Annotated in this window: 15 protein-coding genes; 10 read left to right on the forward strand and 5 right to left on the reverse strand. The window is 54.9% G+C overall.

What is annotated here, in order from left to right:
- Positions 1-15 precede the first annotated feature (15 nt).
- The 6 genes from rbfA to ACOOGA_RS11475 all read left to right on the forward strand — a co-directional run bounded on the left by rbfA (position 16) and on the right by ACOOGA_RS11475 (position 6245).
- Positions 16-483 (forward strand): 30S ribosome-binding factor RbfA, encoded by a 468-nt coding sequence (gene rbfA, locus ACOOGA_RS11450; protein ID WP_417459641.1) that lies wholly within the window; start codon positions 16-18, stop codon positions 481-483.
- A 2-nt stretch (positions 484-485) separates the two neighbouring features.
- The gene (gene truB, locus ACOOGA_RS11455; protein WP_417459642.1) at positions 486-1385 is read left to right on the forward strand and encodes a tRNA pseudouridine(55) synthase TruB; all 900 of its coding nucleotides are present in this window, start codon (positions 486-488) and stop codon (positions 1383-1385) included.
- A 19-nt stretch (positions 1386-1404) separates the two neighbouring features.
- Positions 1405-1674, forward strand: a complete 270-nt coding sequence (gene rpsO, locus ACOOGA_RS11460) for a 30S ribosomal protein S15 (protein WP_417459643.1) — start codon at positions 1405-1407, stop codon at positions 1672-1674.
- A 209-nt stretch (positions 1675-1883) separates the two neighbouring features.
- On the forward strand, positions 1884-4055 hold the full coding sequence (gene pnp, locus ACOOGA_RS11465) for a polyribonucleotide nucleotidyltransferase (protein ID WP_420428734.1): 2172 nt from the start codon (positions 1884-1886) through the stop codon (positions 4053-4055).
- Between the two features lie 122 nt (positions 4056-4177).
- Complete coding sequence (locus tag ACOOGA_RS11470; protein ID WP_417459645.1) at positions 4178-5572, forward strand: NAD(P)H-dependent flavin oxidoreductase; 1395 nt, start codon at positions 4178-4180, stop codon at positions 5570-5572.
- Between the two features lie 217 nt (positions 5573-5789).
- Positions 5790-6245, forward strand: a complete 456-nt coding sequence (locus ACOOGA_RS11475) for a MarR family winged helix-turn-helix transcriptional regulator (protein ID WP_417459646.1) — start codon at positions 5790-5792, stop codon at positions 6243-6245.
- Positions 6246-6327: 82 nt separating this feature from the next.
- On the opposite strand, the gene ACOOGA_RS11480 is transcribed toward ACOOGA_RS11475, so the two are convergent.
- The 3 genes from ACOOGA_RS11480 to ACOOGA_RS11490 all read right to left on the reverse strand — a co-directional run bounded on the left by ACOOGA_RS11480 (position 6328) and on the right by ACOOGA_RS11490 (position 8842).
- Complete coding sequence (locus ACOOGA_RS11480; protein ID WP_417459647.1) at positions 6328-7275, reverse strand: GNAT family N-acetyltransferase; 948 nt, start codon at positions 7273-7275, stop codon at positions 6328-6330.
- The gene (locus tag ACOOGA_RS11485) at positions 7272-8222 is read right to left on the reverse strand and encodes a bifunctional helix-turn-helix transcriptional regulator/GNAT family N-acetyltransferase (RefSeq protein ID WP_417459648.1); all 951 of its coding nucleotides are present in this window, start codon (positions 8220-8222) and stop codon (positions 7272-7274) included. The genes ACOOGA_RS11480 and ACOOGA_RS11485 overlap by 4 nt, the downstream gene beginning before the upstream one ends.
- A 125-nt stretch (positions 8223-8347) precedes the next feature.
- A complete protein-coding gene (locus ACOOGA_RS11490; protein ID WP_417459649.1) occupies positions 8348-8842 on the reverse strand; it encodes an SH3 domain-containing protein in 495 nt (164 codons plus the stop codon).
- A 115-nt stretch (positions 8843-8957) separates the two neighbouring features.
- Between ACOOGA_RS11490 and ACOOGA_RS11495 the strand changes: the two genes are divergently transcribed.
- The 3 genes from ACOOGA_RS11495 to ACOOGA_RS11505 all read left to right on the forward strand — a co-directional run bounded on the left by ACOOGA_RS11495 (position 8958) and on the right by ACOOGA_RS11505 (position 13157).
- Entirely contained in the window at positions 8958-9950 is a 993-nt protein-coding gene (locus ACOOGA_RS11495) for a 2-hydroxyacid dehydrogenase (RefSeq protein WP_417459650.1), read from the forward strand.
- A 98-nt stretch (positions 9951-10048) separates the two neighbouring features.
- Complete coding sequence (gene lepA, locus ACOOGA_RS11500) at positions 10049-11851, forward strand: translation elongation factor 4 (RefSeq protein ID WP_417459651.1); 1803 nt, start codon at positions 10049-10051, stop codon at positions 11849-11851.
- 424 nt (positions 11852-12275) lie between these two features.
- Complete coding sequence (locus tag ACOOGA_RS11505) at positions 12276-13157, forward strand: hypothetical protein (protein ID WP_420428736.1); 882 nt, start codon at positions 12276-12278, stop codon at positions 13155-13157.
- Between the two features lies 1 nt (position 13158).
- On the opposite strand, the gene ACOOGA_RS11510 is transcribed toward ACOOGA_RS11505, so the two are convergent.
- The gene (locus ACOOGA_RS11510) at positions 13159-13371 is read right to left on the reverse strand and encodes a hypothetical protein (protein WP_417459653.1); all 213 of its coding nucleotides are present in this window, start codon (positions 13369-13371) and stop codon (positions 13159-13161) included.
- A gap of 9 nt (positions 13372-13380) precedes the next feature.
- Positions 13381-14994, reverse strand: coding sequence for an EAL domain-containing protein (locus tag ACOOGA_RS11515; RefSeq protein WP_417459654.1), 1614 nt, complete (start codon positions 14992-14994; stop codon positions 13381-13383).
- Positions 14995-15239: 245 nt separating this feature from the next.
- On the opposite strand from ACOOGA_RS11515, the gene ACOOGA_RS11520 reads away from it, so the two are divergent.
- Entirely contained in the window at positions 15240-17318 is a 2079-nt protein-coding gene (locus tag ACOOGA_RS11520; RefSeq protein ID WP_420428738.1) for a prolyl oligopeptidase family serine peptidase, read from the forward strand.
- Positions 17319-17740 lie beyond the last annotated feature (422 nt).

Consider the following 17740-nt stretch of genomic DNA (forward strand, 5'->3'; position numbering starts at 1 on the left):
TTAAGGTTTGAACTGATGTCCAGATCTCAACATGCCAAAGGCCCTAGCCTCCGGCTATTGCGGGTTGGCGAGAATGTGCGGCATGCAATCTCGTCCATTCTGCAGCGCGGTGACGTGCAGGACAAAGATCTGGCCGGCGCTTCTGTGACAGTGTCTGAGGTGCGCATCAGCCCTGACCTCAGGAACGCAACCGTGTTCGTGATGCCGCTTGGCGGTGACCCGAAAGGCGTGATCACCAAGGCACTTAATAAAAACTCGGCCTTCCTGCGGGGTGAGCTCAGCAAGTCTGTGCATATGAAATATATGCCGCGGCTTAATTTCAAAATTGACGAAAGCTTCGACGAAGCCAGCCATATTGATGCGCTGCTGCGCGACCCACGGGTAACCCGCGATCTTGATCATGAAGACGAGGATCACGACGAAGTGGACGAAGACGAGCTCGGCGACGATGGCAAGCGCGCCGTCGGTGACGACGAAGAGTAGCGATGGCAAGGCGGCGCAAGGGCGACAAGATCGACGGCTGGATGGTCATCGACAAACCACTGGGGCTTTCAAGCGCTAAAGTCGTTTCCCGCGTTAAATATCTCACCAAAGCCCAGAAGGTTGGTCACGGCGGCACACTTGACCCGCTGGCCTCCGGCATTTTGCCTATCGGCCTTGGTGAAGCCACCAAAGCCATGCCCTTCATTGTGGATGCCACAAAAGAATATGCGTTTACCGTGAGATTCGGCTCCGCGACCGATTCGGACGACCTTGAAGGCGCCGTAATAGAGGATGGCGGTCGAATCCCTTCGGAAGCGGAAGTGGCGGCGATCCTGCCTGATTTCACAGGCTCGATTGAGCAGGTCCCTCCGGCCTATAGCGCGATCAAGATAGACGGCCAACGGGCCTATAAGCTTGCACGCGACGGCCAGGAAGTTGAATTGAAACCAAGAACGGTTGAAATTCAATCACTTAGCTTGACTGGTTTTGATGCAGACGCTGGCAGCGCTGACCTGCATGTGAGCTGTGGCAAGGGCACCTATGTGCGCTCGCTCGCGCGCGATATCGCCAAGGCCCTTGGTACGTGTGGGCATGTGACAGCGCTGAGGCGCCTGAGGGTCGGTCCGTTCACGCTCAAAGGGGCGATTTCGCTGGAAATGCTGGATGAGTTGGGCCATAGTGCGCGCGCTGTGGACTACCTATGTCCGATTACGACGGCGCTGGACGACATCCCGGCGGTTGCCGTAACCGAACCGGAGGCAGATCGCATACGTTGCGGCCAAACCCTCCAACTGCCCACGGCTAAGCAAGGAACCATTGTGTTGATGTTTGGCGATACGCCTCTGGCGATCGCTGAAAACAAAGACGGCACAGTCAGGTCCCTGCGGGTCTTCAATATGTAATTTTTTTAGGAGAAGATCGATGTCGATCACTGCTGAACGGAAACAAGAACTGATTACAGAATACGCCACACACGAAGGCGACACTGGTTCCCCAGAGGTACAGGTTGCTATTCTGACGTCGCGTATTGTGACACTGACAGACCACTTTAAAGACCACAAAAAGGATAACCATTCCCGCCGTGGCCTGATCAAGATGGTTAACCAGCGTCGCAAACTGCTGGATTACCTCAAGTCCAAAGACGAAGGTCGCTACACAACGCTGATCGGTCGCCTGGGTCTCAGGAAATAAACCAGACATAGTTCAAGGAGGCCGGTTCAAAGGAACCGGCCTTCCTGCTTCCGGGGGGCTTCAGGCCCCTTAAGCATTTTAGAAAGCACCTTGGTCTCTAATCCGGGAGGCCTGGGATATATATGAAAAGCGGGGCGTATTCATACGGGATGCGCCAAGGTTACCCGGCTTGAAGTGCGATACCTGGGTAGCTGCTGAAAGGTTAGAAAATGTTCAATATCCATCGCAAAGAAATCGAATGGGGCGGCCGTACCCTCTCTCTAGAAACCGGTCACGTAGCAAGACAAGCTGGCGGGGCCGTAATGGCCAAATATGGTGACACCGAAGTACTTTGTACCGTTGTTGGCGCCAAGTCCGTGAAGCCAGGGCAAGACTTCTTCCCCCTCACGGTAAACTATATCGAAAAATTCTACGCTGCCGGCAAAATCCCCGGCGGTTTCTTCAAACGTGAAGGTCGCCCATCCGAGAAAGAAACGCTCGTAAGCCGCCTGATCGACCGTCCGATCCGTCCTCTGTTCCCAAGCGGGTTCAAAAACGAAGTACAGGTTATCTGTACCGTTCTGAGCCATGACCTTGAGAACGATAGCGACATTGTCGCCATGATCGGCGCTTCCGCCGCTCTCACCCTTTCCGGCCTGCCATTCATGGGCCCGATTGCCGGTGCAAAAGTTGGCTACAAGGACGGCGAATACATCCTCAACCCAACACTTGAAGAAGTGAAGGAAAGCGATCTTGAGCTTGTTGTTGCAGGCACATCTGACGCTGTTCTGATGGTTGAATCAGAGGCAAAAGAGCTTTCTGAAGATGTCATGCTGGGCGCTGTGACCTTTGGTCATGAAGCGTCGCAAAAAGTGATCGACGCGATCATCGAGCTTGCTGAAGTTGCAGCGAAAGACCCATGGGAGCTTCCTGAAGGTCCTGACAAGTCTGCGCTTGTGGCAGCGATCAAGGAAGCTGGCGAAGCAGACCTGCGCGCCGCTTACGAGATCACCACCAAGCAAGACCGCGTTGTTAAAATCTCTGAAGCCAAAGCAAAAATCGCTGAAGCTGTTGCCCCGGTTCTGGAAGCTAATCCAGACCTGACAGATCAGATGGTTGGTGACCTGACGAAAAAGCTCGAGAGCACAATCGTTCGCGGCAACATCCTTGAGACCGGCAAGCGTATCGATGGCCGCGGCCTCGCTGACGTTCGTTCGATCATGTCTGAAGTTGGTGTGCTGCCACGCAGCCACGGTTCCTCGCTTTTCACCCGTGGTGAAACGCAGGCGCTTGTTGTTGCCACGCTCGGCACCGGCGAAGATGAACAGATCATCGACGCACTTGAAGGCAGCTGGCGTTCAAACTTCATGTTGCATTACAACTTCCCACCATTCTCTGTGGGCGAGTGTGGCCGTGTTGGCTTTACCGGCCGCCGCGAAGTTGGTCACGGCAAGCTTGCTTTCCGTGCCGTACGCGCTGTTCTGCCATCTGCTGAGGAATTCCCATACACGATCCGCCTCGTATCCGAGATCACCGAATCAAACGGTTCATCTTCGATGGCAACGGTTTGTGGTGCGGCTCTCTCCATGATGGACGCTGGTGTTCCAATCAGCCGTCCGGTTTCCGGTATTGCGATGGGCCTCATCAAGGAAGGCGATGACTTCGCAGTTCTCTCCGACATCCTTGGTGACGAAGATCATCTCGGCGATATGGACTTCAAGGTTGCGGGCACGGAAAAAGGCGTTACCGCACTGCAGATGGACATCAAGATCACGGGCATCACCCGTGAGATCATGGAAAAAGCGCTCAACCAGGCAAATGGTGGCCGCGCATACATCCTTGACGAGATGAACAAAGCACTGACCGGCGCGCGTACGGAACTTTCCGAGCACGCACCACGCATTGAAACCATGAAGATCCCAACGGATAAAATCCGTGAAGTGATTGGTACTGGCGGTAAAGTGATCCGTGAGATCGTTGAAGTAACTGGTGCGAAAGTGAACATCGACGATGATGGCACGATCAAGATTGCGTCTAGCGTTGCTTCCGAGATTGAAGCGGCGAAAGCCTGGATCACCGGCATCGTGGCCGAACCTGAAGTAGGCATGACCTACAAAGGTAAGGTTGTGCGAATCATGGACTTTGGTGCGTTTGTCAACTTCATGGGCAGCCGTGACGGCCTCGTACACATCTCTGAACTTGTTGAAGATCGTGTTGAGAAAGTTACCGACGTTGTGAACGAAGGCGACGAAGTTTACGTCAAGTGCCTTGAGATCGATGGCCGTGGTAAAGTGCGCCTTTCCATGCGTGTTGTGAACCAGGAAACGGGTGAAGATGACCCGGATGCCCGTCCGGCGAAATCATCGCCAGCACCAAAAAAAGGTGGCGGCAGGCGGGACTAACCGCGTATTAATTGAAATGAAACCGGCGTGTGATACGATCACGCCGGTTTCGCCTTCTAGAGGAGGCACATCAAGGAGGGCGCCGGGGGACGCTACGGACCTCTGGACTTTGGGAGAGTTGAATGAGTTTTAGTTTGAATTCGATCCGCCTCGGCGGCAAGGACGTGCTGCCACTGATCGAAGGGGGCAAAGGGGTTGCGATCTCAACCGGTGCAAGCTCAGGCCCATGGGCGCTTGCAGGCGGTGTCGGAACGATATCTGCAGTGATTGCAGACCAGTATGACGCGCACGGGAATGTAGAGCCGCATGAGTATGCAGGCCGCACCCGCACAGCGCGTCACGAAGAGATGATCCAATATTCGATCAAAGGTACGATCGATCAGGTGCGCAAAGCCTGGGAAATCTCAAAAGGCGAAGGCCATATCAATATCAATATGCTTTGGGAAGTGGGTAGCGCGCAGCGCATCCTTCACGAAGTACTCGAGAAAACCAAGGGCATGATCCACGGTGTAACTTGCGGTGCAGGCATGCCGTTCAAGCTGGGTGACCTTGCGAGCAAATACGGCGCGCATTATTATCCGATTGTATCCTCTGGTCGTGCGTTTAACCTGCTGTGGAAGCGTGCGTATAAAAACGTATCTGAGCTTCTTGGTGGCGTGGTTTATGAAGACCCCTGGCTCGCAGGCGGCCACAACGGCCTATCAAACGCAGAAGACCCCAACAAGCCGGGTGACCCGTACCCACGGGTGCTTGAGCTTCGTCAGATCATGCGCAAACTTGGCCTCGACCATGTGCCGATCATCATGGCCGGTGGAGTCTGGAACCTGAAAGAGTGGAAAGACTGGATCGACAACAAGGAACTGGGGCCGATCATGTTCCAGTTCGGCACAAGGCCGCTCCTGACCAAGGAAAGTCAGATTTCCGACAAATGGAAAAAGCGCCTGCTGAACCTGAAGCCAGGTGACGTGCTGCTGCAAAATTTCAGCCCGACCGGCTTTTTCTCAAGCGCGATCAAGAACAGCTTCATTGGTGAGCTGGTGCAGCGTAATGACCGCCAGATCGAGTTCCGCACCGAGAAAGACGGCGAGTTCGATACTGAGCTTGTGGTTGAGCGCAAAACCTACATCGTGCGCCGCGCTGATGAAGGCAAAGCGCGCGACTGGATCGCTGAAGGTTTTGAGCGTGCGATGAAAACGCCTGATGGTTCACTGATTTTTGTGACCCCGGACAAATGTGCTGAAATCCGTAAGGACCAGGCCGATTGTGTGGGTTGTCTGAGCCAATGTCGCTTCTCAAGCTGGGCCACGAACGAGAAAAACAGCACCGGTCGTCTTGCCGACCCGCGCAGCTTCTGTATCCAGAAAACGCTGGATGATGTGGCGCACGGGGGTAGTGTGGACGATAACCTCGTCTTCGCAGGCCACAATGCGTTCCGATTCGCGAAAGACCCGTTTTATTCCAACGGCTTTATCCCAAGTGTGAAGCAGTTGGTGGACCGTATCGTCTCCGGCGACTAAGGAAAACTCCCTAGAAATTCAGGAAGGCGGGGCTTGGCTCCGTCTTTTCTTGTTCTGCGCTTGCTTAGCACGTGTTTTGGCCAAAAGTGTATCTTGACAATTTTCTGAGAAAGAGATTTGTTAGGCGAACTAACATTAATGACGTCCAGTGTTTTGAGTATCTTAGGCAACGTCATTATCAATCGCATCAAACCAAAATCTCTGGGGGCAGAGGGGTATGAGCAAAGCAGACTGGCTGGAACAGGTACATCGGTTCTTGACCCTTGAGTGGGCCAAGGCAGCAACGGACGGCCATACATTCAACGAATTTTCCTATCTTCGTGCCATCGGCATTCTGGAAGAATCGGCAAGCAAGGCCGAGACGGTCACAGAACGTTTCGGCCCTCGGCTGAGTGATTTGGCCGATGCGCTGGCGGTTCGGCGCGCATCTGCAAGCACAATGCTGACCAAACTTGAAAAAGAAGGCCTGGTTGAGCGTAAGCACAGCCGACTGGATGCTCGGGCACAGCATATCAAGCTTACGCCTGAGGGGCGGGACGCGGTTAAAAACGGCCTGTCACTTTACGAGAAGTCTGCATCACACCTGCTTGCCGCCCTTGGGGATCACCAGGCTGATATTCTGGCGCTTTCAGCAGGCCGGGCCGCCAAGCGGGCACGGCAGCGCTCAAACTGAGTGCAGGTTTTGTTGGAGCCTAAAGACTTCGCCCGCAAAGGTTAGAAACCCTAACACCTCATTAACTATATTTAGCGCGCACTCAAAGTGCGCGGCTCATGTAAAGCACGTCATCTTCCGGGTTGAAATTATAGGGTTCAATCTCCTCGAACCCGAGTTTCTTATATAGCGCAACGGCAGCTTCAAGACGCGCGAGGCTATCAAGCAACATGGTCTGGTAGCCAAGCGCTTTAGCGTCAACCAGCAGCTGTTCACAGAGCTTTCGTCCAGCGCCCGTGCCCTGCGCTTCCGGCAGCATGTAAAGCCGCTTCATCTCGCAGACATCGCTTGAATGCCCCTTAAGCGCCACGGCGCCCACGGGCTTGCCGCCCAGTTTGGCGAGCAAAAGGTGCACATAGCCTTCCGGAAACCGGGCCATTTCTGCCTCGAAATTCTGGAAGCCAAGGTCGATGGGCAACCACTCCGAGAAGGCGCGGAAGATTTCCTTGGTTGCCTTGATATCCTCAGGGCTTTCAGCCTTTGCGATGGTAACCGCCGGTTTGCCTGCTGGGTGTGCGCGCCATTCCATATAACAGTCGGTGCCTTCATATACGTCGGGTGCGGGGTTCTCCGTTGCGACGAAACCCAGTGTTTCATAAAGATGCATGGCGGGTTTCAGCTTGGTGTGGGTCTCCAGAAACAGAAGCTTACCGCCCTTTGCCTGAAACCAGTCGATCACTGCTTTGCACAGTGCGCGGCCAAGGCCTAAGCCCTGCGCACCATCGGCGACACCGAGCTTGGTAAGCTCATAAACACCGCCACCACAGTGCTTGACGGCGACAGTGCCGACAGCTTTCTCGTTGTGCACGGCAAAAAATACTTCGCCGCCTGAGTGCAGCACGGTGCCTTCAGGGTCTGCCAATACCCTGCGGTGCACATCCTCAACCGTGAAATATTTTTCAAGCCACGCGATGTTCAGGTCATAAAACGCCTGCTTGAAGGCGGGGTTATAAGCCGTGATGGTTACGCCGTTATGGAGCTTGTTCATCATGCCGCCCGCCATTCCATATAATAATTTGCGCGCTCATAAGGGCTTGGAACCGGTGGGTCCATCTCCTTAAAGCCAATACGGTGATAGAGGCGGATCGCTGGCTCAAGCACCGTGTTGGTTTCCAGATAGAGGGTTTTGCCGCCCCGTGCCTGAAAGCGGTTGATCACCTCAATGCAGAGCGCGCGGCCAATACCGCCCTGGCGCACATTCGGGTCCACACCCAATTTGGTGAGCTCGAACCGGCCGTCACCTTCTGCTTTCATGGCAACAGCGCCAACGGCCCTACCGTCGGCGACCGCGAAGAAAATCTCGCCACCCTTGTCGAGAATGGTGCCTTCCGGGTCGGAAAGGACTTGTTCGTCAATGGGCTCAACTTTGAAGAACTGCTTTACCCACGCGACATTGAGGTCATAGAAAGCCTGCCTGTGGCTCACGTCATAAGGCACGATCTCAAAGCTCGGCTTAACGTTGCGGGCCTGCTGTTCCTTGAGCCGGTCATACATAGACTTGCGGTCAAGCGCACTTTCGAGGCCGTCAAGCGCGGCCAGCAGATTAACACCCGCTTCGCCCTGTGCTTCCTGAACCGAGGCTTCCAGTCCTTTCCAGAAGGGCTGTACCTCATCAACCAGTTTTTTGCCTGCCTGTGTCAGGCTCACCAGCTTTTGTCTGCCGTCTTCTGTGGCCGTGGTTTCCACAACACCTTGGCCAATGAGCCGCTTTATGGTTTGGCTTACGGCGGAGTGGGAGAAACCAGCGAGGCGCGCGATCTCGGAGATCGGCATACTGCCACGCACCGAAAGTGCGTAGATCACATAGAAATGGCTTACGCGAATGTTGATGCCCGCTTCTTCATACACGCGGTCCGCGTCCGCAGACATGCGCTCATAAAGCCTGCGCATGCGGGTGCCGATACCAAGCTCAAAAAAGATTTCATCAGGGATGCTCATGCCACCCACTCCTGTATTTCATATAAGAAATTATGTAAGTACTTATATAAAATCGTCAAGAGGGATTTTATGACTTATTACCGGATCAGCGGAATTGGCTATCCAAGGCGTTTTTTTCGGGATGCCTAGTCGATCAGTTCGCCAGCATAGACGCCCCAAATATAGCGGCGGTCGATCCAGGCGCGGGTGCCATCAATTTCCATGTGGCACCAATCGGGCACGCATTCCAGCACTTCACCAATAACACCTGCATCTGCGGTCAGCCGGATGGGGGAGCCGCTGTCAGCGTCCTTGAAAAGCCGCCGTGCGCCGCCGGTTACCATTGCCGTGCGTTTGCTGGAGAGCAGGCGTACATGCATCCAGCCCGTTACGCCTTCAAAGTCACGCACTTGCCGCCACGCGCCGTGTTCGTCAATCACTTCAAGGGGAAGATTGTCGCGCGTATAAACCCAGGCAACCGGGTACTGAAGCCCCGGCCCTGTGCGCATATAGGCTTTGTCTGCGGCAAGCGAAATGAATCGCGGTAATGGGTTGCCACTTGGGCCCACGGTGGCGGCATATGCCACCGAAGGTGTGCCCAATAAGCCCAAAAACAGAAGAATCGCAAAAAAGCGCTGCATCGCGTATGGTCCCCTATCGCTTGGCGTTTGAAAGAGCCCGCGCCTTCTGGTACAGAAGCCCGTAAGTTTTAGGCGGGGGCGCTCCCACGCCCGTCAGAAAAGGTTATTTTGCCCTATGAGTCAAACAGGAAACCGGCAACGCCCCAAGGTAATTGTCACGCGCAAGCTGCCTGACAATATCGAAACGCGCATGGCCGAGCTTTTTGACGTCACGCTCAATCTGGCTGACAAGCCGCTCGACAAGGTCGCGCTCCAGAAAGCTGTGGCTGAGGCGGACGTGATTGTGCCGACGGTGACAGACAGCATCGATGCTGAAGTGATTGCGGCGGCTGGCAAAAAGCTGAAGCTGATCGCGAACTTCGGCGCGGGCGTAAACCATATTGACGTGGCTGCCGCGCAGGAAAAGGGCATTGCTGTTACCAACACACCGGGTGTGCTGACGGAAGACACAGCCGACCTTGCGATGGCACTTCTGCTTTCCGTACCGCGGCGCCTGTTTGAGGGTGAAAAGATCCTGCGCGCAGGCGACTGGACAGGCTGGACGCCAACCTTCCTGATGGGTCACCGAATTCAAGGCAAGCGCCTTGGTATTATTGGCATGGGCCGGATCGGGACCGCCATCGCGCGGCGCGCAAAGGCTTTCAACATGGCGGTGCACTACCACAAGCGTAAGCGCCTGCCTGCCGATATCGAGAGCGAGCTTGAGGCCACATATTGGGATGATCTTGACGAGATGCTGAGCCGGATGGATTTTGTATCCGTGAACTGCCCGCTTACCGAAGATACGCACCACCTGATGGACCGGGCACGGCTGAAGAAGCTGCAGCCTCACGCGGTGATCATCAATACAGCGCGCGGTGAGATTATTGATGAGGAAGCTTTGGCTGACCTTATCGAGGTTGGCCGCATTGCGGGCGCCGGGCTTGATGTGTTTGAGCAGGAACCCGAGATCAACCCCAAGCTTCTTGAGCTTGATAATGTTGTGCTGTTGCCGCATATGGGCTCTGCGACCTATGAAGCCCGCATGGCGATGGGCGAGAAGGTGCTGATCAATATTCGCGCTTTTGTGGACGGACACCGCCCACCTGACCGGGTTTTGCCTTACTAAGGCACAGCTGCAGATGAGAGAATATGAAGGGCCGCGTGTAATGCGGCCCGACCTATAGTGAACAAGAACGATTATTTTGGAAGTACCAAGTAGCGGCCATGACCGAGCTTAAAAACATACGCAACTTTTCCATCATTGCGCACATCGACCACGGCAAATCGACGTTGGCCGACCGCCTGATCCAATCAACTGGCGCGCTGACCGACCGTGAGATGAAAGCCCAGGTGCTTGATTCGATGGATATCGAGCGCGAACGCGGCATCACAATCAAGGCACAGACCGTGCGGCTTGAATATAAAGCGCAGGATGGCCAGAACTATACGCTGAACCTGATGGATACGCCCGGCCACGTTGACTTCGCCTATGAGGTCAGCCGCTGTTTGAGCGCATGCGAAGGTTCCCTTCTGATTGTGGATGCGAGCCAGGGAGTGGAAGCGCAGACGCTGGCGAACGTCTATCAGGCGATTGAAAACGACCATGAGATCGTGCCGGTTCTCAATAAAATTGACCTGCCTGCGGCAGAGCCTGAGCGGGTGCGCCAACAGATTGAGGACGTGATCGGCCTTGATGCCTCTGAAGCTGTGTCGTGTTCTGCCAAGTCAGGCATCGGCATTGCTGAAGTGCTGGAAGCGATCGTGACCCGTCTGCCTGCGCCTGAAGGTGACCCGAACGCGCCTCTCAAGGCTATGCTGGTGGATAGCTGGTACGACAGCTACTTGGGCGTTATGGTGCTTGTGCGCATCATCGACGGCAAGCTCAAGAAGGGCCAGACCATCAAGATGATGGCAGCGGGTACCGAGCATCTTGTTGAACGTGTTGGTGTGTTCACACCAAAGGGCGTGATTGTGCCGGAGCTTGGCCCCGGTGAGGTTGGGTTTATTACAGCTTCCATCAAGGAAGTGGCTGACACCAACGTGGGTGACACCATCACAGACGCGAAAAAGCCGTGCGCGAAGGCGCTTTCAGGCTTTAAGCCGAGCCGCTCTGTGGTTTTCTGTGGCCTGTTCCCGGCTGATAGTGCTGAGTTTGAGCGCCTGCGCGATGCGCTGGGCAAGCTCAGGCTCAATGACGCCAGTTTTGAATTTGAGACTGAGAGCTCCGCAGCCCTTGGTTTTGGTTTCCGCTGTGGTTTCCTCGGCATGTTGCACCTTGAGATCATTCAGGAGCGTCTGAGCCGCGAGTTTGACCTCGACCTCATCACCACAAGCCCAAGCGTGATCTACAAGATTCACAAAACTGACGGGTCTCTGGAAGAATTGCACAACCCGGCAGACATGCCGGATGTGGTGAAGATCGAGTATATCGAAGAACCATGGATCAATGCCACCATTCTGGTGCCGGATGAGCATCTCGGTGCCGTGCTAAAGCTTTGTGAAGACAAACGCGGTGAGCAGACCGACCTGACCTATGCGGGTACGCGTGCGATGGTGAAATATAAGCTTCCGCTCAATGAGGTGGTTTACGATTTCTATGATCGCCTCAAGTCGGTGAGCCGCGGTTATGCGAGCTTTGACTATGACATGGCGGGCTATCAGGAAAGTGACCTCGTGAAGATGTCCATCCTTGTGAATGCCGAGCCGGTTGATGCGCTTGCGATGCTGGTGCACCGTAGCCAGGCGGAAGGCCGTGGTCGCGCGCTTTGTGAGCGGCTGAAAGACCTGATCCCTCGCCAGCTTTTCAAGATTCCGATACAGGCAGCGATTGGTGGTCGGGTTGTGGCACGGGAAACCATTTCTGCCATGCGTAAAGACGTAACCGCCAAATGTTATGGTGGCGACGTGACCCGTAAGAAGAAGCTTCTGGAGAAGCAGAAAAAGGGTAAAGCCAAGATGCGCATGTACGGCAAGGTGGAGATTCCGCATACCGCCTTTATTGCCGCTTTGAAAATGCGCGAGACCTAAAAAACAGGGTCCCCGAGAAAATTTCTGAAGAAAGTTGGAAAACCGGCCCAGTAACTGGGTCGGTTTTTTGCTTTATTTTACAGATATTTAATTAGGGCCGCTTCAGGACTTGCGGAAAATTTTTCGCTTTTTAGACGAAAATAGCGCAAATGTGACGCTTGTTTACCCGTTGTTAACAGCCTTCATTCTATAAAGAAGATGCTGATACAGCCTAATAGCTCCCTTGATCTGACTGTGTCGCGCGGAACCGCATGTCCTCCCCCGATTGCGGTTCCGCATTTTTTTGGGCTCCTGAAAACCTCCTCACCAATTGCATCAACCTTGCACAAAGCGGCAAGATGCATTTCAATGGCATTCTGTTATTTGGGAAGGGTTTAGGGCGCAGATGATGTTGCAGACATTCCACGTTACAACTATGCGGGCGGTGAAGACGGGACTAGGCGTCGCGCTGATGATGTTTGTGACGGTCGGCCTGTTATCTGGCCGCGTCAGCGCGCAAGGTATACTCTCGCTGGAGCAGGACCCGAGGCAAATGGCGCTTGATGTATTCTCTGGTGTAAACCGGGGATCGCCGCCGGAGACGATTGCCCTCAAAATCACGCAGCTTATCAACGCTTACCGTTTTCGTTGCACGCGGGCGACGGACTATCAGGTTTTTGCGGCACGCCCCAACCTTATCGACATCAAGGTGAAGTGTAGTGGCGAACCGCTCTACGGAGTTACTGTCGCTTCCAATGGATATGTGGCGGTGTATGGCGGTAACGGTATGGTCTCGCCGCTGGATCGTCGCGACGCACTGATCTTCAGCTTCGCGGCTGACGGAAGGGTCGAATCCGATTCGCGCATCACAGCCGGTGACGCGTTTGACGAGACCGTGGAACGCCTTGAACTCGGTGACCAATATAACATGATGTATGTACTGGCCATGTTTGCCACCCTTCTGGCGGTGGTCAGTGCCATTGCCCTCGTGTGGTTGAAGATGTGGCGGCACCGCAAAGGCAAGCGGCGGCAACACCGAGGCATGAAACCGATGGTAAAACACGCTGTTGCGGCCTCGTCGGTGATAAAAGACCAGCTTCTTCAGGAAAGCACACAGGTCAGCAAAAAGCTCTTCAAGCACCCATCCGGCATTTTGATCGCGCGCGGCAAGCACGGCAAACGGCGTTTCTTTAAATCGCGTTTCTGGGCAACAGCCTATACCTTGCTTGGGTGGCGAATGTTTGAGGCTGCGGCACCTGATCCTATTGAAATGCCTGAGTTTGAGGCGCCCAAGCCAGAGACGATCGAGGAACTTGCCAACCTCTAGGTTAGCGCTGGAACGGTGGTTTCCAGTCAATGCCGGTGAGCAGCACAAACAGATGTGCAGCAAAAACCAGCACGCCGACAATGGCGATAAACTGAATGTAAAACGGCGGGATGATGGGCACCACACCCGTTTGATGCCGCTTTTCTTTTATAAAACCGAATACCCATATGAGGATGCAGGCAACGAGCCCGGCAATCGTACTTTCAAGCGACATGGTTGCGGCCTAGTTGGTTTTTGGGGAAAAGTCCGGTTTGCCGAAGTGGAAACCCTGCGCAAAATCGACACCAAGAGAACGCAGGAAATCCGCCTGGAAGCGGTTTTCCACATGTTCACCAATGGTCTTGATGCGCAGGTCAGCACAAAGGCGCACTATCGATAGCAAGAACGTGGGCCGATATCCGGGGTTGTTCATATCCCGCACATACTGGCCATCGATTTTTACATAATCCACGTTGAAGGCACGCAGATATTGGTAACCGGCGGCGCCAGCGCCAAAATCGTCAAGGCAAATGCGGTAATCGAGCGCCTTAAGGTCGCTGAACACAGCCTCGGCTTTTTCAAGCTTGGTAATGGCGGCCGTTTCCGTCAGCTCCAGAAGTATGGAGCGCGAGACATCCTTCGCGTTCTTGAATACGTCCATCAGGGAGCTGAGGTAACGCTCGCTCTCAATCGTGCGGCCTGAGAGGTTGACAGCAAGCGTCAGCGGCGTGCCCAGTTTTTTCATCTTGCGCACATAATCAATCGCCTTCTTGCTGGTGGCGATATCAAATTCTTCAATGATACCTACATCTTCCGCAAACTTGATCACCTCAAGCGGGGTGCTGCTGCCCATACGGTCATCAAAGCGGCTTAACACCTCATTGTGGTGTATATCGCCGTTTGAAAGCGACACCACCGGCTGGAACGCAATGTTGAAGCTGCCGGTCTCGATCATATTGTGCATTTGCACCACACGCTTCTGCGCGTCACCGGCCATGGTTTCATAGGCTGAGGAAAGTGTCTTGAAATCCACCTTGCCGGGGTCTTTGCAGAACTGGTTCAGCACATAAGAAAGCGTGCGCAAGATCTGGTCTTCAGCCACATCTGCAGTGTCTGATGCGAGCGTTGAATAAGCCGCCTTCAGCTTTACATTCTCGTCCACATTGCCGAGCGATTCTTCAAGTTGTTTGCCGTCGCCTTTGGCACGGTGCAGGAAGGCAAAGTGCCGGTCGTCGATCTGGCCTGCGATCTCACCGTCCACAGACAATGTTTTCATATGAGCCGCCACGCGGGAGAGCAACTTGTGCATATATTTGGGGCCGAAGCGCTCTTTGGCTTCCTCAATACCGTCCACCTCGATGGCGGTCATATAAAGGTTACTGCCCGCCGGGTTCTCTTTCATGGTGCGAGACGCCAGCTCCATAAAGCTGTCTCGGTTCAGGAGGCCCGTTTCAGGATCAGTGTTCTGTTCCGTGCTGCCGCCAGTGCCAAGAGGGGCCGCGCGCAGGGCCAGGAAAACACGGCCTTCAGCACCTGGCATTCGCAGGGCAAAAAGCCGGAGCGCAATACCGCGACCGCCGCCCGTTGAAAAACGTACAGGAATGGGGCCAATGCGCCCCTTGTGCTCAAGGTGCATCAAAAGCGCCGAGAAAACATCCCGGTCGTCTTCGTCAATCAGCTTGAGGATATCTTCGCCAACTAGGCTTTTGCCTGGCTCGGTGCCGATACGGTCTGCGGCGCCGCCCTCAAACACGATGGTGCCTTTACCGTCAATTTCAAAAAAAAGCTCGGCTGCAGCGAAGGCGAATGCCACGAAACGCTCACGCTCTTTTTTTATTTCGTCCACTGATGCTGACATAAGTTCCCTGTCTGGCCCCCGGTGGGTGCGCCCGTTATGCAAGGGCTTTCGGGCGTCAATGCTGCACCCACAGAAATCTGCTTCCTCAACCTATAAAACCCGCATCGCCTGAACACCATCTTTAATCCGAATTCGTAAACAATTTCTGCATAGTTTAGGTCTTTTTGCATAGGGTTTGAAAAGCGGCCCGGCTCTGCTAGTCTCCCGTCACCACAGTGGGGTGGATTGAATAAAAGGGAACGCTCATGAAGATGAGGATTATTTGCGCAGCCGCTATGCTTGCAGCAGGCGGTGGGCATGCGCTCGCTGATGAAGGCGACAAAAAGTCATTCGATTACACAGATATCTTCAACCTTGAATATGCCACCGGCGCGCGGCTGACGCCCGACGGCAAATCGGTTGTTTATGAGCGCCGCTCAATGGATATCATGACCGACAGCTCTCGTACCAATATTTGGCAGGTGGGGCTGGACGGAAGCGGCCACAAACCGGTGCTTTCCGGGAAAGACAGTTACCGGATGCCGCGCTTCTCGCCGGACGGCAGCCGTATGGCATACGTGTCTGCCGTTGAGGGCAAGTCGCAGGTTTATGTGCGCTGGCTTGAAAGCGGTGATACGGCGCGGGTCACTGACCTTCAGTTCGGCCCCGGTGCGCTTGCATGGTCACCAGACGGCAAGATGATTGCCTTCACCATGTTTGTACCAACAAGCGCCAAACCACTTTTCAACCTGCCAGCCAAACCGAAGGGCGCTTCATGGGCAGGCCCGGCCAAGGTTGTTGATCAGGTAACCTACCGGGCGGACGGCGCGGGCTATTTGCCGCGCGGCTTCACCCACGTGTTTGTAGTGCCTGCAGACGGCGGCACACCACGCCAGATCACCTCGGGCGAGTTTCACCATAATGGGCCGCTTAGCTGGTCAGCCGATGGTTCCGCTCTTTTTGTATCCGCGAACCGCAATGAAGACTGGCAGCTCAACCCATTTGGCACGGAAATCTACCGCGTGAATGTGGCGGACGGCGCTTATACAGCCCTCACCGACCGGGACGGCCCGGACGCAGCGCCTGAGCTGTCGCCGGACGGCAAGCGCATCGCTTACCTCGGGTTTGACGACACAAAAATGTCGAACCAGATCAACCGCCTGAATGTGATGAACACAGACGGTAGCGGCAAATCTGTCGTCACGGCTGAGCTTGACCGCAGCATCAATGACTTCCAGTGGGCGCCGGACGGTAAGGGCCTTTATTATAGCTATGACGACCAGGGCAAAACGCTGGTGGCCTATGCCACGCTTTCGGGTGGCGGGCGTGTGCTCACCGATGCGCTTGGCGGTACCACGCTTGGGCGGCCATACACCTCTGGCGATTTTCGCGTGGCGGATGACGGCCGTGTGGTTTTCACACTCTCTCGCCCTGACAGGCCAGCGGACCTCGCGGTGGTGAACCGCATCGGCCGTGTTGATGTGCTGACAGACCTCAATAGCGACGTACTGGGCCACAAAGCCATGGCGAGTGTTGAGGAAGTGAAACTTGCGGCTTCCACCGACAGCCGGGCGCTTCAGTTCTGGCTCGCAAAACCGGCGGATTTTGACGCCAGTAAAAAATACCCGCTGATCCTTGAGATCCACGGCGGCCCGCACACAGCCTATGGCCCGCACTTCTCGGCTGAGGTGCAGATGTATGTGGCAAAAGGCTATATGGTGCTATACGGCAACCCGCGTGGCAGCACGTCCTACGGCAATGATTTTGCCAATACCATCCACCACAATTATCCGTCCAACGACTATGACGACCTGATGGACGCGGTGGATGAAGTGATCAAAACCGGCGCTGTGAACACAGACGAGATGTATGTCACTGGCGGCTCGGGTGGCGGTGTGCTCACCGCATGGATCGTGGGCAAAACAGACCGTTTCCGTGCGGCTGTGGTGGCGAAACCTGTGATCAACTGGGCCAGCTTTGTGCTGACCGCTGATTTCAGCCCCTTCTTCACCAAATACTGGTTCCCGGACATGCCGTGGAACGCGCCAGACCATTACTGGGCACGCTCACCGCTTAGCCTTGTGGGCAACGTGAAAACACCAACCATGCTGCTGACCGGTGAGGTGGATTATCGCACGCCGATGTCGGAGACGGAGCAATACTATCAGGCCCTCAAGCTCCAGAAGGTGGACAGTGTGATGGTGCGCATCCCCGGCTCCGGCCATGGCATTGCCGCCAAGCCAAGTAACCTGGCGCAAAAGATCGGCAACATCCTCGCGTGGTTTGAAAAACACGGGCCGGAAAAGGCGGATGAAGCCGATGAGGGCGACGACGCTGAAGGCTAGAACCTAAAACACCAAACCCCCGGCCCTATGGTCGGGGGTTTCTGTTTATGATGCTGACACCACTGCTGTGACGAACAAGGAAGACATGCGCCTATACCAACAATGATCCCATAAATAACACCGATCCAAGTGGGAAGTGTACTACTGATTGGTGTGAGAAGGTGCGCGACACAATTGTTTCGACCATGAGTGATGCTTTAGGCTTGCGGGGGTCGGCCGAGACGTTTGTGAGTGATGACGGCCAGAGTGGAGATGTGCCAGGGGATGGTAGTGGGCTCTCACCTGCAACTCAGGAATCCATGAAAACTGCAGTAGTGGCAATGACCGGGAGCGCGCCTGGAGGAGCTGAGGCTATTGTGACCGGGGCCCTTCAAGGGATTGGTGCTGCCGAACGGACAGCTCAGGGGGTTAGTAAGTTAGTA

This window comes from Kordiimonas sp. (genome assembly GCF_965216265.1).
GTDB lineage: Bacteria > Pseudomonadota > Alphaproteobacteria > Sphingomonadales > Kordiimonadaceae > Kordiimonas.